Below are 25,681 nucleotides of genomic sequence, written 5' to 3' on the forward strand. Positions count from 1 at the left end.
GGGACGGGGAGGCTCCGTGCAGCTCAGGGGCGGTAGGCGGAGCACCGCGGCGGCGGTCGCCGTGATCGGGAGCCTGCTGGGCGGAGCCGTCGCGTCGGCCCCGGCGGGCCCCGTGGGAGCGCCGAAGACCTCGGGGGCGCCGCGCGCCGACGCCGGACCGGCCGCCGTGGCCGCGCCCGTGCCCGTACCGTTGCTCGACCCGGCCTCCGATCCCGTGCGAACCGCCGCCGAGGGGCCCGCCGTGTGGCCCCGGCCGCAGTCGGCGGCCGCCGATCCGGGACGGGAGCTGTCCCTGGGCGCGGAGGCCGTGCTGGTGGCCCCCGCCGGGGCGGACCCGTACGCCGTCGAGGTGGTGCGCACCGCGCTGCGCGACGCGGGCGTACGGACCCTGGACGAGCGGCCGCCCGGGGCGGCGCTGCCCGAACGGGGCCTCGTCGTACGCCTCCAGGGCCCGGACGCCGAGGCCGCGCTGCGCTCGCTCGGCGCGGCCGAGGCCGGGGACCTGCCCGGCGGCGGCTACCGGCTGGCCGTGGGCCGCACCGGCGGCCGGGACACCGTCGCCCTGGCCGGAGTGGGGGAGGACGGGCTGTTCCACGCCGCGCAGACGCTGCGCCAGCTGCTCGCGGCCGTCCCCGGGAAGGTCCCCGGGATGCTGGTGCGGGACTGGCCGATCGCGCCCGTGCGCGGGGTCACCGAGGGCTTCTACGGGCAGCCCTGGTCGCGCGAGCAGCGCCTGGCCCAGCTCGACTTCCTCGGCCGCACCAAGCAGAACCGGCTGCTGCTGGCCCCCGGCGACGACATCTACCGCACGACCGGCTGGCGCGAGGAGTACCCGGCCGCGGAGCGGGAGGAGTTCCGGGCGCTCGCCGAGCGGGCCCGGGCCAACCGGGTGGTGCTCGGCTGGGCGGTCTCCCCCGGCCAGTCCATGTGCCTGGCCTCGGCGGACGACCGGGCGGCGCTGCTGCGCAAGACCGACGCCATGTGGGACCTGGGCTTCCGGGCGTTCCAGCTGCAGTTCCAGGACGTCAGCTACACGGAGTGGGGCTGCCGGGCCGACCGGGTCCGGTACGGGACGGGCCCGGCGGCGGCCGCGAAGGCGCACGCGGAGGTGGCGGGCGAGCTGGCGGCGCACCTGGCCGCCCGCCACCCCGGGGCGGCGCCGCTGTCGCTGCTGCCGACCGAGTACTTCCAGGACGGCGCCACCGCCTACCGCACGGCCCTGGCCGGGGCCCTGGATCCCCGGGTGGAGGTGGCCTGGACGGGCGTGGGCGTGGTCCCGCGCACCATCACCGGCAAGGAGCTGGCCGGGGCCCGCTCCGCGCTCGGGCACCCCCTGGTCACCATGGACAACTACCCGGTCAACGACTGGGACCCGGGCCGCATCTTCCTCGGGCCCTACGCCGGGCGCGACCCGGCGGTGGCCGGCGGTTCGGCCGGGGTGCTGAGCAACGCGATGGCCCAGGGCACCCTGTCGCGGATACCGGTGTTCACCGCCGCGGACTACGCCTGGAACCCGCGCGGCTACCGGGCCGGGGAGTCCTGGGCGGCGGCCGTGCGCGAACTGGCGGGCCCCGACCGGCGCACCCGGGAGGCGCTGGCCGCGCTGGCCGGCAACACCGCCTCCTCGGGGCTCAAGCTGGAGGAGTCCGCCTACCTGAAGCCGTTGGTGGAGGAGTTCTGGCGGGCCCGCGCTGCCGGGGACCCGCAGGCCGGCGAACGGCTGCGGGCCGCCTTCACGGTGCTGCGCGAGGCGCCCGCCCGGCTGCCCGCCCTCGCCGCCGAGGCGGGCCCCTGGCTGGAGCGGCTCTCCCGCTACGGGGCCGCGGGCGAGCGGGCCGTGGACCTGCTGCGGGCCGAGGCCCGGGGCGACGGCGCGGCCGCCTGGCAGGCCTCCCGGGAGCTGGCGCGGGCCCGGGAGGCGCTCGCGGGCAAGGACCCGGCCCGGGTGGACACCTCGGTGCTCGACCCCTTCCTGAAGCGGGCCGCCGAGGAGTCCGACGCCTGGACGGGCGCGTCCCGCGGGGAGGGGAGCGTCGAGAGCGGACCCGGCTCGTGGACCGTCCGGCTGGACGCCCCGCGCGCCCTTTCGGCGGTCACCGTGATGACCGCTCCGCTGGGTCCGCGCTCGCACGGCGCGGTGGTGGAGGCGCACGTACCGGGCGAGGGGTGGCGGCGGATCGGCGAGGCGGCGGCCTCCGGCTGGACCCAGGCCGAAGCGGCCGGGGTGCGCGCGGACGCCGTGCGGCTGTCGTGGACGGGCGCCGACCCGGAGGTCCGCGCGGTGGTGCCGTGGTTCGCGGACGGGCCGCGGGTGCGGTTCGAGCCGGGTGACGCGGCGCCGGCCGACGTCGAGACCGGCGGCGCCCCGCGCACCGTGACGGTGGAACTGTCGGCGCTGGGCCCGGCCGAGGTGCGCGGCCCGCTGACGGTGACCGCGCCGCCCGGGGTCCTCGTACGGGCTCCGCGGGAGGTGGTGGCGGCGCGCGGGGCGCGGGTGCCGGTACCGCTGGAGGTGACGGTGGCGGCGGGCACCGCGGCCGGGGACCGGGACGTCCTCCTCGGCTTCGCCGGGGAGACCCGGCGCGTCACCGTACGGGCGGTGCCGCGCACCGGCGGCCCGGACCTGCTGCGCACCGCCCGCGCCGCCTCCTCCGCGGACGAGGACCCGCGCTTCCCGGCGTCGGCGGCGGTGGACGGTTCAGACGCCACCCGGTGGTCCTCCCCCGCCGTGGACGGGGCGTGGTGGCGGGCCGAGCTGGCGGCTCCGGCCCGGGTCGGCCTGCTGACCCTGCACTGGCAGGACGCGTACCCCTCCGCCTACCGGGTCGAGACGTCGGCGGACGGCACGCACTGGCGCCCGGCCGTCGCGGTGACCTCGCGGGGCGGGGTGGACGGCGTCCGGCTGGACGCCCCCGACACCCGGTTCCTGCGCGTCACGTGCGACCGCCGGGCGACCCGCTTCGGCTGCAGCCTGTGGTCGGCCTCGGCCTTCGCGGTGGTCCCGTAGGCCCGTCCTGCGGGACCGGTCCGCGCCGCGCGGCCCCTACGACGCGGCCGCCCCGATCCGCTCCAGCGCGTCGTCGGCCCCGTACGGCTGGAGGTAGGGCATCCAGCAGGGGTCGCGGTGGCCGGTGCCGATGATCCGCCAGGCGAGACCGGAGGGCGGGGCGGGCTGGTGGCGCAGCCGCCAGCCCAGCTCCAGCAGGTGCCGGTCGGCCTTGACGTGGTTGCAGCGGCGGCAGGCGGCGACGACGTTGTCCCACCGGTGCTGGCCGCCCCGGCTGCGCGGGATGACGTGGTCGACGCTGGTGGCGACGGCCCCGCAGTACATGCAGCGGCCGCCGTCGCGGGCGAAGAGCGCGCGGCGGGTGAGCGGAACGGGCCCCCGGTAGGGGACCCGCACGAAGCGCTTGAGCCGGACCACGCTGGGAGCGGGGACGGCTCTCGTCGCGCTGTGCAGGAAGGCGCCGGATTCTTCCAGGGAGACCGCTTTGTTCTCCAGGACGAGGACGAGCGCGCGGCGGAGCGGTACGACGCCGAGGGGCTCGTACGACGCGTTGAGGACCAGGACGTGCGGCACGGACTGCCTCCTTGTACGCCGGCGGCGCGTGGCTCGCGCCGGGACGATCTGCTTTCCAGTCTCCCCTTACGGCTGGTCGAAGCGCCACCACGCGCCCGTAACGGGTCCGGGGTGTTTTCAACCACACTCCGTTCCTCCCCAGGTGAGTCCGGTCTCTCCCTCGAACACGGCAACGGGGTCGGGCGTGTGCCCCGTTAGTGTGGTGTGTCTGCCCCGCACGTCCTGTCCCGCGGGCAGACCGCTATGCCTGGAGGTTTCCCGCCGTGCCCTCGCCCGCCACCCTGCTCCCGTTGGCAGCGAACACCACCGACGACGCAACCGAGAGCGTGACCAACGCCGCGAGCTTCATCGAGGAGAACTGGGCCACCTGGCTGAGCATCGGCCTGCGGATCCTGCTCATCGTGGTGATCGCGGCCCTGCTGCGTTCCGTGGTCCGCAAGGCCCTGACCAAGCTCATAAGCCGGATGAACACCAGCGCCGAGGCCGTCGAGGGCACCGCGCTGGGCGGGCTGCTGGTCAATGCCGAGCGGCGCCGCCAGCGTTCCGAGGCGATCGGGTCCGTCCTGCGCTCGGTGGCCTCGTTCCTGATCCTCGGTACGGCTGCGCTGATGGTGCTGGCCGCGCTGAAGATCGACCTGGCCCCGCTGCTGGCGAGTGCCGGCGTCGCGGGCGTGGCGATCGGTTTCGGTGCCCGCAACCTGGTGACGGACTTCCTCTCCGGTGTGTTCATGATCATGGAGGACCAGTACGGCGTCGGTGACAAGATCGACGCCGGGGTGGCCTCCGGCGAGGTGATCGAGGTCGGGCTGCGCGTGACGAAGCTGCGCGGCGACAACGGCGAGATCTGGTACGTCCGCAACGGCGAGATCAAGCGGATCGGCAACCTGAGCCAGGGCTGGGCGACCGCGGGCGTCACCGTGCAGGTCAAGCCGACGGAGAACCTCGCGCACATCCGCGAGGTGGTCCAGCAGGTGGCCGACGGCCTGGCGAAGGAGTCCCCCTGGGACGAGCGGCTCTGGGGCCCGGTGGAGGTGCTCGGCCTGGACGAGGTGCTGCTGGCCTCCATGACCGTGAAGGTGTCGGCGAAGACCATGCCGGGGCAGCAGTTCGCGGTCGAGCGCGAACTGCGCTGGCGGATCAAGGAGGCCTTCGACGCCGCGGGCATCCGGATCATCGGCGGACTGCCGGACCCCGCCGACCCGGAGGAGGCCCCGGACCCGTCCGCCTCCGTCGCCGCGCCCTCGGCGCTGGCCAACCCGACGTCCCCGCAGTCCTTGGCCACCACCCCGATCCCGCCGCCGTCCTCGCCGGGCGGCCCCCGGATCTCCAAGTAGCCCCCGGGCACCCCGCCCGCCGCACCGCCCCGCCCGTTCACCGGGCGGGGCGGTGCGCGTTGCGGGGGCTTCCGCGAGGCGGGGGCGGGGGAAGGCGGGTGGCGGCGGCGGACGTGGCCATTGACACGGCTCACCAGCTGATAGGAAACTTACCTAACATTTCACCTCGGTGAGGGAGAAACACCCCATGCCCGCCGCCACGCCCGGAACGCCCAGCCTGCTGCGCGCCATGAACGACCGCGCCGCCCTGGAGCTGCTGCTCGCGCACGGCCCGCTGTCCCGGACCCGGATCGGGCACCTGACCGGCCTCTCGAAGCCCACCGCCTCCCAGCTGCTGGCCCGGCTGGAAGCCGCCGGGCTGGTCGTGGCCACCGGCACCGACGACGGCCGCCCCGGCCCCAGCGCCCAGCTCTACGCCCTGAACGCCGCGGCCGCCCACGTCGGCGGGCTCGACGTCACCCCGGAGGGCGTCCACGCCGCCGTCGCCGACCTCACCGGCACCGTGACCGGCCGCTTCGCGCTCCCCTACACCGAGGGCGCCGACGCCGTCGGACAGGTCACCACCGCCCTGGACGGGGCCGCCGCGGCCGCCGGGCTGCGCCGCGCCGACCTGCACCGCGTCGTGGTCGGCACCCCGGGCGCCTTCGACCCGCAGACCGGCCGGCTGCGCTACGCCAGCCACCTCCCCGGCTGGCACTCCCCCACCCTGCTCGACGAGCTGGCCGCGGCCCTGCCCGTGCCGGTGGAGTACGAGAACGACGTGAACCTCGCCGCCGTCGCCGAGCAGCGTCTCGGCGCGGCCCGCGGCCACGAGGACTTCGTCCTGCTCTGGAACGAAGAGGGCCTCGGCGCCGCCCTGGTGCTCGGCGGCCGCCTGCACCGCGGCTGGACCGGCGGCGCGGGCGAGGTGGGCTTCCTCCCCGTACCCGGCCACCCCCTCGTCCGGCAGGTCACCCGGGTCAACTCGGGCGGCTACCAGGAACTGGCCGGCGCCCAGGTGCTGCCCCGGCTCGCCCGCGAATGCGGCATCGAGGTGCCGCCGGGGGACCCCGGCGGCGCCGCCCCGCACGGGCCGCAGGTGGCCACCGCCGTCGCCCTGCTGCGGCGGGCCGCCGCCGCGCCCGGGGACCCGTACCGGGCCTTCCTCCAGTCGTACGCCACGCTCCTCGCGACCGGGCTCGCCTCGCTGGTGGCCGTGCTCGACCCGGAGATCGTGGTCCTGTCCGGCGCCGTGATCGGCGCGGGCGGCGAACCGCTGCGCGCCCTGCTGGAGACCGAACTCGCCGAACTGGCCCCCTCCCGGCCCCGGCTCGTCGCCGGTCAGGTGCTCGAACGGCCCGTCCTGCGCGGGGCCCTGGAGAGCGCCCTGGCCGACACCCGCGAGGAAGTCTTCGACACCTCCCGCTGACCCCGTCCCCCCTCAGCCGTTCCCCCCTCGCCGTCCCCTCCGCAGTTCCCACGGCACGTCCCCCGGAAGTTCCTCCCCCCAGAGAGCGAGCACCGCCATGCCCAGAACCGGACGCCTGACCGCCGCGGCCGCCACCCTGGCCGCCCTCTCCGTCCTCGCCACGGCGTGTACGGGCCAGAGCGCCCCCAGTTCCGCCGATGATCCCAAGGCGGACGTCACCCTCAACTTCTGGCACGGCTGGTCCGCGCCGGGCGAGGTCAAGGCGATCGAGGAGAACGTCGCCCGGTTCCGCGCGGCCCACCCGAACATCAAGGTCAGCATCACCGGCAACATGACCGACGACAAGATCAACCAGGCGTTGCGCGCGGGCGGCGACAAGGCGCCCGACGTGGTCTCCTCCTTCACCACCGACAGCGTCGGCAAGTTCTGCAACTCCGGCGCCTTCACCGACCTCAACCCCTTCCTGCGCAAGTCCGGGGTCGACAAGGAGAAGGTCTTCCTCAAGACCCTGCTGGAGTACACCCAGTTCAAGGGCAACCAGTGCACGCTCCCGCTGCTCAGCGACTCCTACGGCCTGGTCTACAACAAGACCGCCTTCGCGGCCGCCGGGATCACCGAACCCCCCAGGACCTGGAGCCAGTTCGTCGCCGACGCGCAGACGCTGACCAAGGCCGACGGGGACTCCTACGCGCAGCTGGGCGTCATGCCCACCTTCCACGGCTACGAGACCACCCCCATGCGCCTGGCCGCCCAGTGGAGCCCCGCCTACTTCGGCGCCGACGGCAGCTCGAACCTGGCGAAGGACCCGGCCTTCGCGAAGATGCTGACCGCCCAGCAGGACCTCGTGGCCAAGCTCGGCGGCTACGAGAAGCTGGAGAAGTTCCGGGCCGGCTTCGGAGACGAGTGGAGCGCCGAACACCCCTTCCACAAGGGCCTGGTCGCCATGCAGGTCGACGGGGAGTGGCGGGCCGCCATGGCCAAGGAGGCCGGCGTCGGCTTCGAGATAGGCACCGCCCCGCTGCCCGTCCCCGACGACCAGGCCGGCGACTACGGCAAGGGCTACGTCTCCGGCACCGTCATGGGGATCTCCTCGGCGAGCCGCAAGCAGAACGCCGCCTGGGAGCTGGTCAAGTACATGACCACCGACACCGGGGCGGTCGTCGCCTTCGCCAACGCCATCCACAACGTGCCCTCCACCCTCGCCGCCCTGGACTCCCCCGACCTCCAGGTCACCCCCGAGTTCAAGACGTTCATCGACATCGCCCGCCACCCCAAGTCCAGCACCACCCCGGCCCAGGCCGACGGCGGCACCTACCAGCTCACCTTCCAGGACTTCGCGTACCGGACCGAGAAGGGCGCCGTACCCGACCTGTCCGCCGGCCTCGCCGCCACCGACCGGCAGATCGACACGGACATCGCGAAGGCCGAGTAGCCCGAGATGACCACCACTGCTCCCGCCCTGCGGGCCAAGCGCCGCCGTTCGGCGCTGCGGACCGCGGCCTTCATGTCGCCCTGGCTGATCGGCTTCGCCGTCTTCTTCGCCTACCCGCTGCTGTCCACCGTGTACTTCTCCTTCACCAAGTACGACGGCTTCCGGGCCCCCGCCTTCAACGGCCTGGCCAACTGGAGCTACGTCTTCACCGACTATCCGCTGTTCTGGCCCGCGATGCGCAACACCCTGTGGCTCGTCGCGGTCATGGTCAGCTGCCGGGTCGTCTTCGGCCTCGGCGTCGGCCTGCTGGTCACCCGGATCAAGACCGGCGCCGGGCTGTTCCGGACCCTGTTCTACCTGCCCCACCTGGCCCCGCCGGTGGCCGCCACCCTCGGCTTCGTCTTCCTCCTCAACCCCGGCACCGGTCCCGTCAACACCCTGCTCGACTCCGTGGGGCTGCCCACGCCCGGCTGGTTCACCGACGCCGCCTGGTCCAAGCCCGCGCTCACCGCCCTCGCCCTGTGGGGGGTGGGCGACCTCATGGTCATCTTCATGGCCGCGCTGCTCGACGTACCCAAGGAGCAGTACGAGGCCGCCGAACTGGACGGGGCCGGCGCCTGGGCCCGGTTCCGGCACATCACCCTGCCGAACATCTCCCCGATCATCCTGTTCGCCGTGGTCACCGGGGTCATCCAGGCCATGCAGTACTACACGGAGCCGCTCGTCGCCGGAAAGGTCGCCGCCGGGGTCATCGGCGGCTCCGGCCAGCAGTTCGAACCCGGCTACCCCGACAAGTCCACCCTCACCCTGCCCCAGCTCGTCTACAACGTCGGCTTCCAGCGCTTCGACTACGGCTCCGCCTGCGTCATCGCCCTGGTGCTGTTCGCCCTCTCCATGGCCTTCACCGCGCTCCTGATGCGCCGCCGTGGCGGACTGATCGGATCCGGTGACTGAGATGACCCTGACCGAGCAGCCCCCCGCGACGCGGACCGCCCCGGCCGCCCCGGCCCGGCCCGCCCGCACCCGCTCCGCCGTCCTGCACTGGGTCGCCGTCCACTCCCTGGGCGTGGCCGCCGCCCTCTTCTTCGTCCTGCCCTTCGTGTTCCTCTTCCTGACCTCCCTGATGAGCGACCAGCAGGCGCTCACCCGCGACCTGTGGCCCCGCACCTGGGAGTGGGACAACTACGCCAAGGTCTGGCACACCCCCGGCTTCCTCACCTGGTGGCGCAACACCCTGCTCTACGCGGGCCTCGGCACCCTGCTGACCGTGGTCTCCTCGGTGCCCGTCGCCTACGCCCTCGCCAAGTTCCGCTTCCGCGGCCGGCGGCTGTCCCTGCTCCTGGTGATCGCCATGATGATGCTGCCGCCGCAGGTGGTGGTCATCCCCATGTACCTCTTCTGGGCCAAGCAGCTCGACCTGTCCGGCACCCTGTGGCCGCTGATCGTCCCGATGGCCTTCGGCGACGCCTTCTCCATCTTCCTGCTGCGCCAGTTCCTGCTGACCATCCCCGACGAGTACCTCGACGCCGCCAAGGTCGACGGCTGCGGGGAACTGCGCACCCTGCTGCGGGTGGTGCTCCCCATGGCCAAGCCCGGCATCGCCGCCGTGGCCCTGTTCCAGTTCTTCTCCGCCTGGAACGACTACTTCGGCCCGCAGATCTACGCCTCCGACAACCCGGCGGCCTGGACCCTCAGCTACGGACTGGAGTCCTTCAAGGGCGCGCACCACACCAACTGGAACCTCACCATGGCGGCCACCGTGCTCGTCATGGCCCCCGTGATCGTCCTCTTCTTCTTCGCCCAGAAGGCCTTCGTCGAAGGCGTCACCCTGACCGGAGTGAAAGGCTAGACCCCGATGAAACTCGCAGTGGTGGGCGGCGGTTCCACCTACACGCCCGAACTGATCGACGGCTTCGCACGGCTGCGCGACACCCTCCCGATCACCGAACTCGTCCTCGTCGACCCCGCCACCGAACGGCTGGAACTCATCGGCGCCCTCGCCCGCCGGATCTTCGCCCGGCAGGGCCACCCCGGCCTGATCACCACCACCGCCGACCTCGACGCCGGGGTGGCCGGCGCGGACGCCGTCCTGCTCCAGCTGCGCATCGGCGGCCAGGCCGCCCGGCTCCAGGACGAGACCTGGCCACTGGAATGCGGCTGCGTCGGCCAGGAGACCACCGGCGCCGGCGGACTGGCCAAGGCCCTGCGCACCGTCCCCGTCGTCCTCGACATCGCCGAACGGGTCCGGCGGGCCGCCCCCGACGCCTGGATCATCGACTTCACCAACCCCGTCGGAATCGTCACCCGGGCCCTGCTGGGGGCCGGGCACAAGGCCGTCGGGCTGTGCAACGTCGCCATCGGCTTCCAGCGCAAGTTCGCCGCCCTGCTCGACGTGGCCCCCGCCGAGATCCACCTCGGCCACGTCGGCCTCAACCACCTGACCTGGGAGACGGCGGTGCGCCTCGGCGGTCCCGACGGCCCCGACGTCCTGCCCCGGCTGCTGGCCGAACACGGCGCGGCCGTCGCCGCCGACCTGCGCATGCCGCGCGCCGTGCTCGACCGGCTCGGCGTGGTGCCCTCGTACTACCTGCGCTACTTCTACGCCCACGACGAGGTGGTCCGGGAGCTCGGCGAGAAGCCCTCGCGGGCCGCCGAGGTCGCCGCGATGGAGCGCGAACTGCTCGCCCTGTACGCCGATCCCGCGCTCGACGAGAAGCCCGCGCTGCTCGCCCGGCGCGGCGGGGCCTTCTACTCCGAGGCCGCGGTGGACCTGGCCGGCGCCCTGCTGGGCGACGGCGGGCCGTCCGTCCAGGTCGTCAACACCCGCAACGACGGCACCCTGCCCTTCCTCCCCGACGACGCCGTCATCGAGGTCCAGGCCCGCGTCGACGGCGCCGGACCGGTACCGCTGCCCGTGCCGGCGCCGGACCCCCTCCACGCCGGACTGATCGCGCACGTCAGCGCGTACGAGGACCTGGCCCTGGACGCCGCACTGCGCGGCGGGCGCGAACGGGTCTTCCGGGCGCTCCTCGCGCATCCGCTGGTCGGCCAGTTCGAGCGTGCCGAGGGACTGACCGACCGGCTGATCGCGCACAACAAGGAGCACCTGCCATGGGCGTGAACCGCCCCGCGGCCGCCGTCCTCGCCATCGACGCCGGCAACAGCAAGACGGACGTCGCCCTGATCGGCGCCGACGGCTCGGTCCTCGGCACCGGCCGGTCGGGGGGTTTCCAGCCGCCCAGGACCGGGGTGGAGGCGGCCGTCGACGTGCTCGGGCTTGCCGTCGCGGAGGCCGCCGGGGCCGCCGGCCTGGCGCCCGGCGCCCCGTACGCGGACCGGGTCTCGGCCTGCCTGGCCAACGCCGACCTGCCGGTGGAGGAGCGACAGCTCGCCGAGGCGGTCGGGGCGCGCGGCTGGGGCGCGGCGACCACGGTGCGCAACGACACCTTCGCGATCCTGCGGGCCGGGCTGGAGGGCTCCGGCCCGCCGCTCGGCGTCGCGGTCGTGTGCGGGGCGGGCATCAACTGCGTCGGCATGCTGCCCGACGGCCGGACCGCCCGTTTCCCGGCGCTCGGGATGATCTCGGGCGACTGGGGCGGCGGGGGCGGCCTCGCGGAGGAGTCCCTGTGGTGGGCGGCGCGGGCCGAGGACGGGCGCGGCGGCCCCACCCGGCTGGCCGCGGCCCTGCCCGGGCACTTCGGGCTGGCTTCGATGGCCGCGCTGATCGAGGCCCTGCACCTGGGCGCCGTGTCCCGGCGGCGGGTGCACGAGCTGGTGCCGGTGCTGTTCGCGGTGGCCGCCGGGGGCGACGCGGTGGCCTCGGCGCTCGTGGAGCGGCAGGCCGCCGAGGTGGTGGCCATGGCCTCGGTGGCACTGGAGCGGCTGGGGCTGCTGGAGCGGGAGGCGCCGGTCCTGCTGGGCGGCAGCGTCCTCGCGGCCCGCCACCCGGGGCTCAACGACCGGATCGCCGAACTCCTCGCCGTCCGCGCCCCCCTGGCCCGTCCCTCGGTGGTCACCGCTCCGCCGGTCCTGGGCGCCGCCCTGCTGGGGCTGGACGCCCTCGGCGCGCCCGCCGGGGCGCACGCGAAGCTCCGCGCCCACTTCGGCTGAGCGCCGCCCCCGGCCCCGGCCCTGGCGCCGCCCCCGGCCCCGGCCCTGGCGCCGGTACCGGCCCCGGCCCCGGCCCCGGCCCACCGCACCGCACCGCACCGCACCGCACCGCACCGCACCGCACCGGCCCACCATCGGGTGAACCTCCGCCGGGCGGGGCCGCGCCGGGAACCGTGGCGGGCGGCGCGGCGTATTGACGGTGAAGGGGAAGCGGGGACCGTGGGGGCGGGCGGCCGGGAGGATCGCCCAAGATCGGGCTCCGGGTGCTGTGGTGGGGCGGCACTACGGCCATACTGCTGCGAGCAGAGGGACCGAGGGGGAGGTCACGGTGGCCATCACGACACGCGCGTCCGCGTCCGGGGGCGGCGCCTCCGCGCCGCCCGCCGGGCCGGATCCGGGTCCGGGCCGGGCGGCGCCGCCGGGGCGCAGCACCGCCTGGACGGAGGGCGTCGAGCGGCTGCGCGCCGCCGCCACGACCGAGCCGGGCCGGCTGCGGATCATCGGGGCGGTGCTCGCCGCGCTGGTCGTGCTGTTCGGCGCGGTCGCGGTGTGGGAGATCTCCGGCCGGGTCACCGCCGCGGACGACGTGGTGGGCCGCAGCCAGCCGCTCAGCGCGGACGCGGCGAGCATCTACCGCTCCCTCGCGGACGCCGACACGGCCTCTTCCAGCGGGTTCCTCGCGGGCGCCCAGGAGCCCCGCGAGGTCCGCCGGCGCTACGAGAAGGACATCGCGAACGCCTCCCGGCTGCTGGTGAGCGCGGCGGCCAACACCGGGGCCGGCGGGGAATCGCGCAAGGAGATCGCCCTCCTCGGCGAGCAGCTTCCGCGCTACACCGGACTCATCGAGCAGGCCCGGGCCACGAACCGGCAGGGCCTGCCGCTCGGCGGCGCGTACCTGCGCTACGCCAACGAGCAGATGAGCACGGTGCTGCTGCCCGCAGCCCAGCGCCTGTACGAGGCGGAGACCGGCCGGCTCTACACCGACTACGACGCGGCGAGGTCCTGGCCGCTGGCCGCCTCCGGCGCGGGACTGCTGGCCCTGGCCGCCCTGGTGTGGGCACAGCGGCGCAACTACCTGCACACGAACCGGGTGTTCAACCACGGGCTGCTGGCCGCGACGGCCGCCGCGGCCGTGGTGCTGCTGTGGCTGACGGTGGGCCACTCGGTCGCCCGGGCGGGGCTGGGCGAGGCCCGGGCCCACGGGCAGGAATCGCTCAAGGTGCTCAACGACGCTCGGATCGCCTCCCTCCAGGCCCGGGCCAACGAGAACCTGACGCTGATCGCGCGGGGCGCCGTACTGGCCGAGGACAAGAAGTCCGACAAGTACGACGTGGACTACACGCGGGACATGAAGCAGCTCGACGAGGGGCTGGCGCGGGCGCTGCGGCTGGCCGACGACGCGAGCGGCCGGGAACCCGTGGCGCAGGCCGTGGCCGGTGTGGCGCAGTGGAAGCAGCGGCACGCGGCGGCCCGGGAGAGCGACATGAAGGGCGACTACGAGCTCGCCCTCCCCCAGGTCATCGGGGACGAAGGGCACAAGGACAGCAGCGGGGCCTCGTTCGACACGGTGGACGCCTCCCTGGAGCGGGCCGTGGCGCACGAGCAGATCCAGTTCACCCGGGCCGCCCGGGGCGGGCTCGGCGCGCTGGACGGGCTGGTGACGGGCTCGGCGGCGCTGGCGGTCCTCGGCGCGGCCGCCGCCCTCCTCGGCATCGGCCGCAGGCTTTCGGAGTACAGGTGAACGCGATGCGGATACGACGAACGCCAACGGCGCGGCCGGCCCGGAGCGGACGGCCGCGCGGCCGGGGCGGGGTGAGCGCGATGGCGGCCGCCTGCGCGGTGGCCGTCGCCGCCGTGCTGCTGCCCGTCCAGAGCTCGCCCGGCACCGGGCACCGTCCGGCGGCCGGGGAGCCCGCCGCGGTGGCGGCCGCGCCCCTGGCCCCCGCCGACACCTGCCAGGACCCGGAGGCGAGCCTGGCCCCGTCCGGGCTGGACGGTCCGGCGATCGAGCGGATCCGCAAGGCGGGCAAGCTCGTGGCGGGGGTGGACCAGAACAGCTTCAAGTGGGGGTACCGCAATCCCGACGGCCACCTGGACGGCTTCGACATCGACCTGGTCAAGGCCATAGCGAAGGACATCCTGGGGCGGGAGGACCTGGTCATCTACCGGGCCATTCCCACCAGCCAGCGGATCCCGGCGCTCCAGGAGGGCCGCGTCGACATCGTCGTGCGGACGATGACGATCAACTGCAAGCGGCTGGAGGACGTCGCGTTCTCCACCGCCTACTTCGAGGCCGGGCAGCAGGTGCTGGCCCCGAAGGGCTCGCGCATCACCGGCTACGACGCCTCGCTGGAGGGCCGCCGGATCTGCACGGCCGCCGGCTCGACGGCGGAGGCGGCGCTCAAGGCCACCTCGTACGGTTCGGTGCCGGTCTCGGTGCCCAACCAGCTGGACTGCCTGGTGCGGCTCCAGCTGGGCGAGGTCGACGGGATCATCACCGACAACGCCCTGGCCGCCGGCCAGGCGGCGCAGGACCCCTCGGTGCAGCTGGTCGGGGCGCCCTTCACCCGCGAGTTCTACGGGGTGGCGATGAACAAGGACGCCACCGACCTGGTGCGCCGGGTGAACAAGGTGCTGGAGGACTACCGCGCGGGCGGCGAGCAGAGCCCCTGGTCCGTCTCCTACCGCAAGCACTTCGAGAACGTGCTGCCCGCCCGGGCCGTCCCGCCCGCTCCCAAGTACCGGAACGGCTGAGGCCGGTGACCGAGCCGAATCCGTACGCGAGCCTTCCGGGAGCGGGCCCGGCCGTGATGGACCGGGACGACGTCGACCGCGCGCTGGCCCGGCTGGGCTCCGAGCACGAGGCGGTGGAGACCTCGCTGCTCGCGCTCCAGGACCATTCCGGGCGGCGGCTGCTGGAAGGTGCCGCGCTGAGCGGGGTCACCAAGGAGCGGTGGGCCGGGGCCGACGCGGCCATCGGCCGGCTGTGGACGTACTTCGACGCCTACAGCGGGGCGCTCGCCGCCGCCCGGGAGATCCGCGAGCGGCGCCGCTGGCCGTCCCGGGAGGAGCTGACCGAGCTGACCGAGCGGCTGCGCGGTCCCGGCGTGGTGATCGCGGGGGCCGGGAGGGAGGGGGCCGGACTCGCGGAGCGGTTCTCGCTGGCCGGGCTGGTGACGCGGATGAACGAGCTGTACGCGGCCTCCCTGGACGTGGTGGTCGCGGCCGACGCGGTCTGGTCGGCGTTGCCCGCCCGCATCGACCTGCTCGGCGCCGAACTGCACCGCACGCGCGCGCTGGCGCACTCGGTGGGGGTGCGGCCGGGCGAACACCCCTCCGGGGACGACCTGGAGGAGATCACCGCCGAGCTGGCCGCGCTGCGGGCGGAGGTGATCGCGGACCCGCTGCACTTCTGGGTGGCGGTGGCGGGGAGTTCCGCCCCGGGCGGCGGCCGTCCGGACACCGGCCGCTACGACCGGGCGGCCCGCGCGCTGGACGACGTACGGCGCGAGGTGGAGGCGGTGCTGACGGTCCGGCAGGACGCCGAGGCGCGGCTGATCGCCCTGCGCGACGTGCTCTCGCGGGCGGACCGGACCCTGGCGGAGGCGCGGACGGCGCGCATCGAGGTGCTGGCCAAGATCGCCGCCTCGGAGGTGCCCGCGGTCAGCGGGCCGCCGACGGCGCTCCAGGAGCAGCTGGCGGCGGCGGCCGAGTACCGGCGCCGCTCGCAGTGGCACCGGCTGTCCCCGCTGCTGGACGCGCTGGAGGACCGGGCCGAGGAGGAACTCCGGCGGGCCCGGGAATCGTTGACCGCGGTGACGGCACCGCTGGCCGTCCGGGCCGAACTGCGCGGCCGGCTGGACGCGTACAAGGCGAAGGTGGCCCGGCACGGCATGGCGGAGGACCCGCTGCTGGTCGAGCGCTACGACACGGCGCGGCGGATGCTGTGGAGCGCGCCCTGCGACCTGCGGGCCGCCGAGCAGGCCGTCGTGCGCTACCAGCGGGCGACGGCGGAGACACTGGTACCGGGGCAGCAGCCCCTGCCGGACCAGCACCGGCCCCAACGGCCGGGGGAGGAGGACGCGTGAGCCTGAACGGAACGCCGTGCGTGCGTCCCGGCTGCCCGGGAACGTACGAGGACATGGGCGGCGGGGAGCTCTACTGCGACACCTGCGGGCTCGCCCCGGTCGGCGCGGCCACGGCCGGCGGGGAACCGGGCGGCGGGCATCCGGGCGGCGGGGAACCGGCCGGCGCGGAGGAACTGGTCTCGCCGCCGACGGGGATGACGAGCGCGGCCCGGCACGGGGATTCCCGGGGCTCGGCGGGCTCGCGCGGCTCTGGCCGCTCCTCGGCTTCGGCGCGGTCCTCGCGGTCCTCCCGTTCCTCTTCCTCGCGCCGCTCGGTGTCGGGGCGGCTGTCGCGCTCCCTGTCGGGCGGCGGCGCCTCCACCCGCTCGGTGTCGGTGCGCAGTTCGGGCTCCTCCGCGCCCTCGGCGGGCCGCGGCAGACTGGGCGCCGGGCTGGTCACCATGCCGGAGGTGCCGCGTCCGGATCCGTCGGCGGCGGTGCTGGCCAATCCGGAGGTGCCGGAGCGCAAGCGGTTCTGCTCGCGCTCGGACTGCGGGGCCCCGGTGGGCCGCGCCCGGGGCGAGCGGCCGGGCCGGACGGAAGGGTTCTGCACCAAGTGCGGGCACCCGTACTCCTTCGTGCCCAAGCTGCGCGCCGGTGACGTGGTGCACGGCCAGTACGAGGTGGCGGGCTGCCTGGCGCACGGCGGCCTCGGCTGGGTCTACCTGGCGGTGGACAAGGCGGTGTCCAGCCGCTGGGTGGTCCTCAAGGGCCTGCTGGACACCGGGGACCAGGACGCGATGGAGGCGGCGATCTCCGAACGGCGCTTCCTGGCGGAGATCGAGCACTCCAACATCGTGCGGATCTACAACTTCGTGGAGCACCTGGACCAGCGGACGGGTTCCCTCGACGGCTACATCGTCATGGAGTACGTGGGCGGCAAATCGCTGAAGGAGATCGCCAACGAGCGGCGCAGGCCGGACGGGCGGCGCGATCCGCTGCCGGTGGAGCAGGCGTGCGCGTACGGGATCGAGGCGCTGGAGGCCCTCGGGCACCTGCACAGCCGCAACCTCCTGTACTGCGACTTCAAGGTCGACAACGCGATCCAGCAGCAGGACCAGCTGAAGCTGATCGACATGGGCGCGGTCCGGCGGATGGACGACGACGAGTCGGCGATCTACGGCACGGTGGGCTACCAGGCGCCGGAGGTGGCGGAGGTGGGGCCCTCGGTGGCCTCGGACCTGTACACGGTGGCGCGCACGCTGGCCGTGCTGACCTTCGACTTCCAGGGCTACACGAACGTGTTCGTGGACTCCCTGCCCGATCCGGAGCACATCGAGGTCTTCGGCCGCTACGAATCCTTCTACCGGCTGCTCGTGCGGGCCACCGACCCGGACCCCGGCCGGCGGTTCGCCTCCGCGCAGGAGATGGCGGACCAGCTGACGGGTGTGCTGCGGGAGGTGGTCGCGCTGCAGACGGGCCGGCCCCGGCCGCAGCCGTCGACGCTGTTCGGGCCGGAACTGCGGGTTCCGGACACCCGGTTGTACGCGGACGCGCCGGGGACGGGGTCGTCCCGGCTGGGCGTGCGCGAGGTTCCCCGACGGATGTGGGGGCGGCGGGCGGCTCCGGCAGCGGCCGGGACCGCGCCCGAGGCCCTGGCTCCATCCGCTGCGGCTGCGGGCGGGCCCGCGGGGGCCCCTGCGGCTGGGGCGGCTGCGGGGGCTGCGGGGGCGCCCCCGCTCGGCAGCACCGCCACGCACCTCGCGGGCGCCGCGCTGCCCGGACCCCGGCACGAGCCCCCGGCCCCGGCCCCGGCCCCGGCCCCCAGGGAGCCGCTCCCGGTCGTGCTCCCGGTCACGGTTCCGGCCGCTTCCCCGGCGGCGGCGCCCGGGCTGGCGCCGCTCGACGCGCACGACACGGCGCTGTCCCTGCCGGTGCCGCTCGTGGACCCGGCCGACCCCAACGCCGGCTTCCTCGCCGGACTCCTCGCCTCCGCTCCGGCGGACCTGCTGGGCGCGCTCGGCTCGGCCCCGGCCGACTCCGCGGAACTGCGGCTGCGGGAGCTGCGCGCCCGGCTCGAACTGGGCGAACTGGCCGTCGCGGGCGGGGACCTCGCCGAGCTGGAGGCCCGGCATCCGGACGACTGGCGGGTGGTGTGGGCCCGCGGGATCGCCTCGCTGGCCACCGGGGACGACGAGATAGCGGCCCTGTCCTTCGACGCCGTCTACGACGCCTTCCCCGGCGAGCCCGCCCCGAAGCTGGCCCTCGGGCTGTGCGCGGAGGTGCTGGGCCAGCTGGACAACGCCGCCGAGTACTACCGGCTCGTCTGGGCCACCGACCCGGGGTTCGTCAGCGCGGCCTTCGGGCTGGCCCGGGTCCAGCTGGCCTCCGGGGACCGGGCCGCGGCGGTGGGGACCCTGGAGTCCGTGCCGGAGGCCTCGATCCACTACACCGCCGCACGGGTGGCGGCCGTACGGGCACGCCTGCGCGACCGCTCCCCTCAGGAGGCCCTGCTGGCCGATCTCGGGGCGGCGTCCGACCAGGTGGAGGCGCTGCGGCGGTTCGGGCTGGACCCGGAGCGGCAGGAACGGCTGACGGCGGAGGTACTGGCCTCGGCCCTGGACTGGGTACTGTCGGGCAGCCGGGGTGCCGACCCCGGCCGGACCTCGCTGCTCGGCAGTCAACTGGACGAGCGGGGGCTGCGCTTCGGCCTGGAGCGCTCGTACCGCGTCCTCGCCCGGCTGGCGCAGCGGGGCGAGGAGAGGATCGAACTGGTGGAGCGGGCAAACCGTTTCCGTCCCCGGACGTGGGTGTGAGTGATGTCGATGCATCGGCTGTCGGGCTGCCCCAGCTGCAAGGAGCCCCTGGAAGAGGGTGACCGTTTCTGCGGCGTGTGCGGATACGCGCTGTCCTCCCCTCCCCCCGGACCGGACCCCGCGCCGGCCCTGCCGGTCACCCCGGCCGCGGGCGGACCCGGAACCCGGGCGGCGGGAGAACCGGACACCACCGGGTCGTACGTCCTCGCCCCGGCCGACCCCGCCGCGCGCGGCGCGGATCCCGCCGCACCGGCCGCCCGGGCCGACGCCCCGCCGCCGGTCCCGGCGCCCGCGCACGCGGTCCCGGCCGGGGGCACCGGGGCGCACTCCGGGTTCTCCGGCCCGGCCGGCGCGGCACCCGGCGGCCCGGCACCCGGCGGTGCCGCGGGCGGGTACGGCTCCGCGGCGCCCGCGCCCGGCTGGGGGAGCACTGCCGGCCACGCGCCGACCCTGCCCGGGGACACCCCCGGTCTGCCGGGCGGCGCCGCTCCCCGCGGCGCCGCCGATGCCGGGCACGAGGTCCCGTACGGCCGCGAAGGCGTCCGCCACGACCTCCCCGGCGGGGCCGGCGCCCCCTGGGGCCCGCCCGAAGAGCCGTACGCGGGCCCCCCGCAGGGTCCGGCCGGGCACGAGGAGCCCTACGCCGCCGCCGCGCCCGAGGATCCGTACGGCTCCGCCGCGCAGGGCGACGGCGGCAGGACCTGTGTGGCCTGCCGCGCCGGGCACGTGGACACCGACGGGTACTGCGAGCACTGCGGGCACGCGCAGCCCCGCGAGCGCGACCACCTGGAGGAGGAGCTCTGCAGCGTCGCCGCCGTCAGTGACCGCGGCCTGCGTCACCACCGCAACGAGGACTCCTTCGCCGTGGCGGCCACCGCGCTGCCCGACGGTTCCGCCGCCACCGTGGCCATCGTCTGCGACGGCGTCTCCTCCGCGAGCCGCCCCGACGAGGCGTCGGCGGCCGCCGCCGGCGCCGCCAACGAGGCGCTGCTCGAAGCCCTGCCGCGCGGCGCCCATCCGGCGGAGGCCATGCATGGGGCGATCCTCGCGGCGGCGGACGCCGTCAACGCCCTCGCGCCGCCGACCCCGGGCGCGCAGAACGCCCCGGCCTGCACCCTGGTGGGCGCCGTCGTCAGCGGCGGCGTCCTGACCATCGGCTGGGTCGGCGACAGCCGTGCCTACTGGGTCCCCGACGACCGCGCCGCGCTGTCCCGCCGGCTCACCGAGGACGATTCGTGGGCGGCCCAGATGGTCGCGGCGGGGCTGATGGGGGAGGCCGAGGCGTACGCCGACGTCCGGGCCCACGCCATCACCGGCTGGCTCGGCGCCGACGCCTACGACCTCGATCCGCACACGGCCAGCTTCCGGCCGGACCACCCCGGGGTGGTCGTCGTCTGCACCGACGGTCTGTGGAACTACGCCGAGTCGGCGCAGGAAATGGCCCGGGTGCTGCCCGCGGACGCCGCGGACCGGCCGCTGCACAGTGCGCAGGTGCTGGTCGGGCACGCCCTCGACGGGGGCGGCCACGACAACGTCACCGTCGCCATCGTCCCCTTCAGCCCGGAAGCGGGGGCGGAAACGGAAGCGGAACCGGGCTCGGGGGCAGAACCGGAACCGCAACCCCAGCCGCGTACCGAGGTCTGACCCGCCCGCCCCAGCCAGCCCCGAGGAGTCCAGCAGATGGCGAACTTCGCCAAGCCGAGCGCCCCGCGCTTCAGCGTGGAGGTGTACCAGAACGAGTTCCTTCCCGAGGGCGGGCGGGACGTGCACGCCATCGTGACGGTCACCTCCACCGGCGGGGCGGCCGCCACCCGTTCCGCCGTCCAGGACGCGGCCGTCGTGATCATGGTCGACTGTTCCGGCTCCATGCAGTATCCGCCGGACAAGATGCGCGGGGCCCGCGAGGCCACCGCCGCCGCGATCGACACCCTGCGCGACGGAACCGCCTTCGCCGTGGTCGCCGGCACGCACGTGGCGAAGGAGGTCTACCCGGGCCAGGGCCGCCTCGCCACCGCCGACCCGGCCACCCGGGCCCAGGCCAAGGAGGCCCTGCGCGCCCTGACCGCCGGCGGCGGCACCGCCATCGGCACCTGGCTGCGGCTCGCCGACGGCCTGCTGCGCCGCTCGTCCGCCGGGATCCGGCACGGCATCCTGCTCACCGACGGCCGCAACGAGCACGAGGACCCGGCCGTGCTGCGCGCCACCCTCGACGCCTGCGCCGGCCGCTTCACCTGCGACGCCCGCGGGGTGGGCACCGACTGGGAGGTGAAGGAGGTGACCGGCATCGCGGGCGCGCTGCTCGGTTCCGCGGACATCGTCGCCGATCCGGCCCACCTCGCCGAGGACTTCACGCACATGATGGAGAACGTCATGGGCAAGGAGGTCGCGGACGTCGCGCTGCGGCTGTGGACCCCGGTCGGGGCGGAGGTCCGGTACGTCAAGCAGGTCTCCCCCGCCGTCCACGACCTCACGGACCGGCGCAGCGGGGCGGGCCCCCGGGCGGGCGACTACCCGACGGGCTCGTGGGGCGACGAGTCCCGCGAGTACCACGTGTGCGTACGGGTCCCGGGCGCCTCCGTCGGCCAGGAGATGCTGGCGGCGCGGGCCTCGCTCGTCCTGCCCGGGCCCGCGGGCGAGCCGCAGCCGCCGCTCGCGCAGGGGCTGGTGCGGGCCGTGTGGACCGACGATCTGGCCGCCTCGACCGCCATCAGCCCGCAGGTGGCGCACTACACGGGACAGGCGGAGCTCGCGCAGGCTATCCAACAGGGCCTGGAAGCCCGCAAACTGGGTGATGTCGACGGCGCCACGGCAAAACTGGGCCGTGCCGTGCAGCTGGCGAGCGTCTCCGGGAACGCCGACACCGCCAGGCTTCTGGCGAAGGTGGTGGACGTCGTGGATGCGGTCGCGGGTACTGTGCGGCTGAAAGCGAAGGTCGCCGATGCCGACGAGATGACCCTTGAAACACGCTCCACGCAGACCGTCCGAGTGAAGAAGACCTGAGACCAACCTGACGCCATGACGCAGGGAGAAGGGGGAAGCGCCGCGATGCCGACCTGCCCGAACGGGCACCAGTCCGCCTCCGACGACTGGTGCGAGGTCTGTGGCCACCGCATGGCCGCCGCCCCTACGGGCGCCCCCGCGGCGCCCTCCTACGGCTACGGCTACCCTCCCACCGCCGGTGAGCCGACCGCCCAGGCCGAGCTGTGCCCGCAGTGCCGCACCCCGCGCGAGGCGATGGCGCCCTTCTGCGAGGAGTGCCGTTACAACTTCCTGACGCGCAGCGCGACCTCCTCCTACGCGCCGGCTCCGGGCCCGGACTCCGGCCAGGGGACGGGTACGGGCGTGGGGCCGGGTGCGGGAGCGGGCGCTCCCCCGGTGCCGCCGCCCCCGCCGCCTGCCCCGCCGCAGCCCGTGTTCTCCCAGGACCACTTCGAGTACCAGGGATCACGGCCGTCGCGGGTCAACCGTCCGGCCGAGCCGCTCCAGCGCGAGGACGACTGGCTGCTGTCGCCGCCCTCCCGCGAGCCGCAGCCGGCGCCGCCGCAGCCCGTGCGGCAGGAATACCAGCAGGAATACCAGCAGCCGGAGTACCAGCAGCCGCACTACCAGCAGCAGCCCCCGCCGCAGCAGGAGTACCAGCACGAGTACCAGCAGCCGCAGCCGCAGCCGGTACACCAGCCCTTCCCGCCGCAGGAACCTCAGGCGCCCCAAACTCCGCAGGCTCCCCAGAGCGGCAGCGCCTCCTGGTCGGCGACGATCGGCCCGGACCGCTCGTACTTCCTGGCGATGATGCAGCGCAGCGGCCCCGAGGCGGCCGCGCTCAACCTGCCCGCGTACTCCCCGGAGCAGCACCTTCCGCTCTCCGGCGGCCAGATCACCATCGGCCGCCGCCGCGCCTCGACCGGCGAGTCCCCGGACGTCGACCTGTCGGTGCCCCCGGAGGACCCGGGCGTCTCGCACCAGCACGCGGTCCTGGTGCAGCAGCCCGACGGCAGCTGGGCCGTGGTGGACCAGAACTCCACCAACGGCACCACCATCAACGGCGGCGAGGAGCCGATCCAGCCGTACGTCCCGGTCCCGCTCTCCGACGGCGACCGGGTCCACGTGGGAGCCTGGACCACCATCACCGTCCGCCTCGGCTAGGCCGTCGTCCCCTCCCCCAGGGGCCACACGTAGGGCCCCTGGGGATCGTCGAGCCAGGACCACTGCCCCTCGGCGGTGACGGTGACGCCGAACCGTTCGCGCGCCGGGCGGTCCTCGCGCCGCCACAGGTCCAGCGCCTCGCGGGGGTGCAGCACGCCCGCCGTCAGGATCAGCAGGAACTGGAAGCGCTCGTTCTCCACCAGCTCGTACGGGACTCCGTACAGCGGCCCCGTCGTCCCGGCGGGCACCCCCGAGGCCCGGGCACCGCGCAGCGGGACGAAGTAGGCGGAGGTGTGCAGGAAGCGTCCCTCCGCGAAATCGGCGTCCCGGACGGTGAGCGCGATCAGCCCCGTCGACAGGGGCGCCAGGATCCGGGCTCCCGGCGCGCACTGGCCGAGCCAGGCGTGCGGGACCAGGGGCAGGGTGCAGGTCACCAGGATCCGGTCGAAGGGGGCGCGGGAGGGGCAGCCGCGCGCCCCGTCCGCGGTGACCACGGCCGGCCGGTAGCCGAGCAGGGCCAGGTGGGCCCGTGCCGACTCGGTGATCTCCTCGTCCAGGTCCACGGTGGTGACGAGGTCCTCGCCGAGGCGGTGGCACAGCAGCGCCGCGTTGTAGCCGGTGCCCGCGCCGATCTCCAGCACGTTGTCCCCGTCGCGCACCTCCAGGCACTCCAGCATCTTCGCCATCAGGGAGGGCTGACTGCTGGAGGAGACCAGCTCGCCGTCGCGCAGCCGGGTGGCGAGCGGGGCGTCGGTGTAGACCCCGCGCAGCCAGCGGGCGCGCCGGACGGGATCGGGATCCTCGCCCCAGAGGCGCTCGTGCCCGGCTCCGCGCCCGGTCCAGAAGAAGGGCACGAACACGTGCCGGGGAACGGCCGCGAAGGCCGCCCGCCAGTGCGGGTCCTCCAGCGCCCCGGCGGCGGTGAGCTCGCGGACCTGCGCGGCGTGCGCGGTCTCCCGCAGGTCCCGTGGCGCCGCCGTCCCGTCGGGTGCGGTGCCTGGAGTGCGGGGATCGCGTGGAGTGCGTGACGCGTGAGCGCCCGTGCCGCCCGTGCCCATGTCTCCACTGTGCTGCGGGCGGCCCCGGGGTGCGACCGCGCGCGCCCCGGGGACCCGGCGGTCAGGCCGTGTTGATCATGGAGGCGGCGGCGTACGTCAGGTAGCGCCACAGCTGCGCCTCGTGCTCCGGCGCCAGGCCCAGCTCGTCCAGCGCGACCCGCATGTGCGCGAGCCAGGCGTCGTGGGCCGCGGCGTCCACCTGGAACGGGGCGTGCCGCATCCGCAGCCGCGGGTGGCCGCGGTTGTCGCTGTACGTCGTCGGGCCGCCCCAGTACTGGATCAGGAACAGCGTGAACCGCTCCTCGGCGGGTCCGAGGTCCTCTTCGGGGTACATCGGACGCAGCAGCGGATCTCCGGCGACCCCCTGGTAGAAGCGGTGGACCAGACGGCGGAAGGTCTCCTCGCCGCCCACCTGCTCGTAGAAGGTCATCTCCTGCACCGTGCTCTGGGGATCGTCATTCACCCGACCATCGTCTCAGACGCCCGGACGGAGGACCCCGGTCCTAGGACCGGGCCTGCGCCGCCCGGGAGCCTGGGGACGGGCGGGGATCAGACCGGCCGCACCTGGAGGGCGCCGAGTCCGGCCGCGCCGCCGGGGCGCCGGGCGGCGACGGATCCGTAGGGGGTGCTCAGCCGCAGCCAGCCGCCCGAGGCGAACAGCGCCACGGGTGCGGGGGCTCCGGAGCCGGGCCGGGCCCCGGTGGCGCCCGCCGGGACGGTGGACCGTACCGGGCGCAGGAAGCCCAGGGACTGCGCGGCGTGCGCGGCCCGCAGCGGGAGTTCGGTGTCGCCCAGCGTGCGCGACCAGATCTCGCGGCCGATGCGGTCCCGCTCGGAGCGGGTGCGGTGCTGCGGGGGCAGCGCCTCGTCCCGGGCCCGGAACTCGGCGACGGCCGCGGCCAGGGCCGCCCGTACCGCCTCGGGGGCCGGCAGTCCCGCCACGGGGCGCCAGCCGCCGCGCGGCGGCAGCACTCCGGCCCAGGGCGGACCGGTGACGGGTCCGGGCACGCGCAGGGCGGCCCCGCTCTCGTCGACGGCCTCCAGCAGCTCGCCGGCGGAGACCGTCACGTCCAGGGGGGACGCGAGCGGGGTCGCGAGCCGCGCCGTGCGGACGGCCAGGACGTCGAAGGACGGCGGCCGCCCGAAGACGGCCAGCGCCCCGCCGCCCGCCCGCGCCTGGAGGCGGACGGCGGCGGCCCGGTCGTAGTGCACCAGCCGGCCCAGGAAGGCGGCGAGGTCCGCCGCCTCCCCGGAGTCGGCGAAGTGCAACTGCTCGTTCATGCCGCGAGGCGCCCTTCGGCCGCTTCGGGCGTGTCGAGGTACTGCTCCAGGAAGTGCCGCTCCTCGGCCGTGATGCGGCGGGGCCGCCCCTCGGCGAGGTTGTAGGGCACGACCACCGTTTCGGCCCGGACGTAGACCGTCTCGGGAGCGTCCGCGGTGGCCTCGTCCTTGACCTCGTAGCGGATGGTCAGGGACGCGGCGCCTATCCGGGTCACCCAGGACTCGATCAGGACCGGCTCGTGCCGGTGCACGAGGGGCAGCTTGTAGTCGATCTCGTGACGGGCCACGACGGAACCGCCCGTGAAGGAGTCGCTGCCCTCCCCCGGCGCCAGGCGGAACATGAAGTCGATGCGCGCCTCCTCCAGGTAACGGAGGAAGACCACGTTGTTGACGTGCCCGAAGGCATCCATGTCCGCCCAGCGGAGGGGGCACCGGTAGTGATGTCTGGCCAT

20 protein-coding genes are annotated in these 25,681 nt (G+C 75.1%); 15 read left to right on the forward strand and 5 right to left on the reverse strand.

The window, feature by feature from the left end:
• Positions 1–16: 16 nt before the first annotated feature.
• Positions 17–3,007, forward strand: coding sequence for a beta-N-acetylglucosaminidase domain-containing protein (locus tag ACGFXC_RS10675; RefSeq protein ID WP_393711547.1), 2,991 nt, complete (start codon positions 17–19; stop codon positions 3,005–3,007).
• A 36-nt stretch (positions 3,008–3,043) separates the two neighbouring features.
• On the opposite strand, the gene ACGFXC_RS10680 is transcribed toward ACGFXC_RS10675, so the two are convergent.
• A complete protein-coding gene (locus ACGFXC_RS10680) occupies positions 3,044–3,580 on the reverse strand; it encodes an HNH endonuclease (protein ID WP_393711549.1) in 537 nt (178 codons plus the stop codon).
• Between the two features lie 263 nt (positions 3,581–3,843).
• Here ACGFXC_RS10680 and ACGFXC_RS10685 point away from each other — a divergent pair, with 263 nt between their 5' ends.
• The 14 genes from ACGFXC_RS10685 (at position 3,844) to ACGFXC_RS10750 (ending at position 22,890) form a co-directional block, all read left to right on the forward strand.
• Positions 3,844–4,914 carry a mechanosensitive ion channel family protein gene (locus tag ACGFXC_RS10685; RefSeq protein WP_393711551.1) on the forward strand — a complete coding sequence of 357 codons (1,071 nt, stop codon included), beginning with the start codon at positions 3,844–3,846 and terminating at the stop codon, positions 4,912–4,914.
• Positions 4,915–5,101: 187 nt separating this feature from the next.
• Complete coding sequence (locus tag ACGFXC_RS10690; RefSeq protein ID WP_393711553.1) at positions 5,102–6,322, forward strand: ROK family transcriptional regulator; 1,221 nt, start codon at positions 5,102–5,104, stop codon at positions 6,320–6,322.
• A 97-nt stretch (positions 6,323–6,419) separates the two neighbouring features.
• Positions 6,420–7,754 (forward strand): extracellular solute-binding protein, encoded by a 1,335-nt coding sequence (locus ACGFXC_RS10695; protein WP_393711555.1) that lies wholly within the window; start codon positions 6,420–6,422, stop codon positions 7,752–7,754.
• Positions 7,755–7,760: 6 nt separating this feature from the next.
• Entirely contained in the window at positions 7,761–8,708 is a 948-nt protein-coding gene (locus tag ACGFXC_RS10700) for a carbohydrate ABC transporter permease (protein ID WP_393711557.1), read from the forward strand.
• A 1-nt stretch (position 8,709) separates the two neighbouring features.
• Positions 8,710–9,603 (forward strand): carbohydrate ABC transporter permease, encoded by an 894-nt coding sequence (locus ACGFXC_RS10705; protein ID WP_393712190.1) that lies wholly within the window; start codon positions 8,710–8,712, stop codon positions 9,601–9,603.
• 6 nt (positions 9,604–9,609) lie between these two features.
• Positions 9,610–10,875 carry a 6-phospho-beta-glucosidase gene (locus ACGFXC_RS10710; protein WP_393711559.1) on the forward strand — a complete coding sequence of 422 codons (1,266 nt, stop codon included), beginning with the start codon at positions 9,610–9,612 and terminating at the stop codon, positions 10,873–10,875.
• Complete coding sequence (locus ACGFXC_RS10715) at positions 10,866–11,864, forward strand: N-acetylglucosamine kinase (RefSeq protein ID WP_393711561.1); 999 nt, start codon at positions 10,866–10,868, stop codon at positions 11,862–11,864. Before ACGFXC_RS10710 ends, ACGFXC_RS10715 begins: the two co-directional genes overlap by 10 nt.
• Before the next feature lie 328 nt (positions 11,865–12,192).
• Complete coding sequence (locus ACGFXC_RS10720) at positions 12,193–13,605, forward strand: hypothetical protein (protein ID WP_393711563.1); 1,413 nt, start codon at positions 12,193–12,195, stop codon at positions 13,603–13,605.
• A gap of 80 nt (positions 13,606–13,685) precedes the next feature.
• On the forward strand, positions 13,686–14,618 hold the full coding sequence (locus ACGFXC_RS10725; protein ID WP_393711565.1) for a glutamate ABC transporter substrate-binding protein: 933 nt from the start codon (positions 13,686–13,688) through the stop codon (positions 14,616–14,618).
• Positions 14,619–14,674: 56 nt separating this feature from the next.
• The gene (locus ACGFXC_RS10730) at positions 14,675–15,952 is read left to right on the forward strand and encodes a hypothetical protein (protein WP_393712192.1); all 1,278 of its coding nucleotides are present in this window, start codon (positions 14,675–14,677) and stop codon (positions 15,950–15,952) included.
• A 53-nt stretch (positions 15,953–16,005) separates the two neighbouring features.
• Complete coding sequence (locus ACGFXC_RS10735; protein WP_393712194.1) at positions 16,006–18,747, forward strand: tetratricopeptide repeat protein; 2,742 nt, start codon at positions 16,006–16,008, stop codon at positions 18,745–18,747.
• Positions 18,748–18,750: 3 nt separating this feature from the next.
• Positions 18,751–20,391: a protein phosphatase 2C domain-containing protein gene (locus ACGFXC_RS10740; RefSeq protein WP_393711567.1), complete on the forward strand. Its 1,641-nt coding sequence runs from the start codon at positions 18,751–18,753 to the stop codon at positions 20,389–20,391.
• 36 nt (positions 20,392–20,427) lie between these two features.
• Positions 20,428–21,747: a VWA domain-containing protein gene (locus ACGFXC_RS10745; protein WP_393711569.1), complete on the forward strand. Its 1,320-nt coding sequence runs from the start codon at positions 20,428–20,430 to the stop codon at positions 21,745–21,747.
• A gap of 15 nt (positions 21,748–21,762) precedes the next feature.
• Positions 21,763–22,890: an FHA domain-containing protein gene (locus ACGFXC_RS10750; protein WP_393711571.1), complete on the forward strand. Its 1,128-nt coding sequence runs from the start codon at positions 21,763–21,765 to the stop codon at positions 22,888–22,890.
• On the opposite strand, the gene ACGFXC_RS10755 is transcribed toward ACGFXC_RS10750, so the two are convergent.
• The 4 genes from ACGFXC_RS10755 to ACGFXC_RS10770 all read right to left on the reverse strand — a co-directional run bounded on the left by ACGFXC_RS10755 (position 22,887) and on the right by ACGFXC_RS10770 (position 25,681).
• Positions 22,887–23,948, reverse strand: a complete 1,062-nt coding sequence (locus ACGFXC_RS10755; protein ID WP_393711573.1) for a methyltransferase domain-containing protein — start codon at positions 23,946–23,948, stop codon at positions 22,887–22,889. The two genes, ACGFXC_RS10750 and ACGFXC_RS10755, sit on opposite strands and share 4 nt — an antisense overlap.
• 61 nt (positions 23,949–24,009) lie before the next feature.
• Positions 24,010–24,378 (reverse strand): globin, encoded by a 369-nt coding sequence (locus ACGFXC_RS10760; RefSeq protein ID WP_385323101.1) that lies wholly within the window; start codon positions 24,376–24,378, stop codon positions 24,010–24,012.
• Positions 24,379–24,497: 119 nt separating this feature from the next.
• The gene (locus ACGFXC_RS10765) at positions 24,498–25,229 is read right to left on the reverse strand and encodes a hypothetical protein (protein WP_393711575.1); all 732 of its coding nucleotides are present in this window, start codon (positions 25,227–25,229) and stop codon (positions 24,498–24,500) included.
• Positions 25,226–25,681 carry a thioesterase family protein gene (locus tag ACGFXC_RS10770; RefSeq protein ID WP_285536382.1) on the reverse strand — a complete coding sequence of 152 codons (456 nt, stop codon included), beginning with the start codon at positions 25,679–25,681 and terminating at the stop codon, positions 25,226–25,228. The genes ACGFXC_RS10765 and ACGFXC_RS10770 overlap by 4 nt, the downstream gene beginning before the upstream one ends.

The sequence above is a fragment of the Streptomyces sp. NPDC048507 genome (genome assembly GCF_043199995.1).
Lineage (GTDB): Bacteria > Actinomycetota > Actinomycetes > Streptomycetales > Streptomycetaceae > Streptomyces.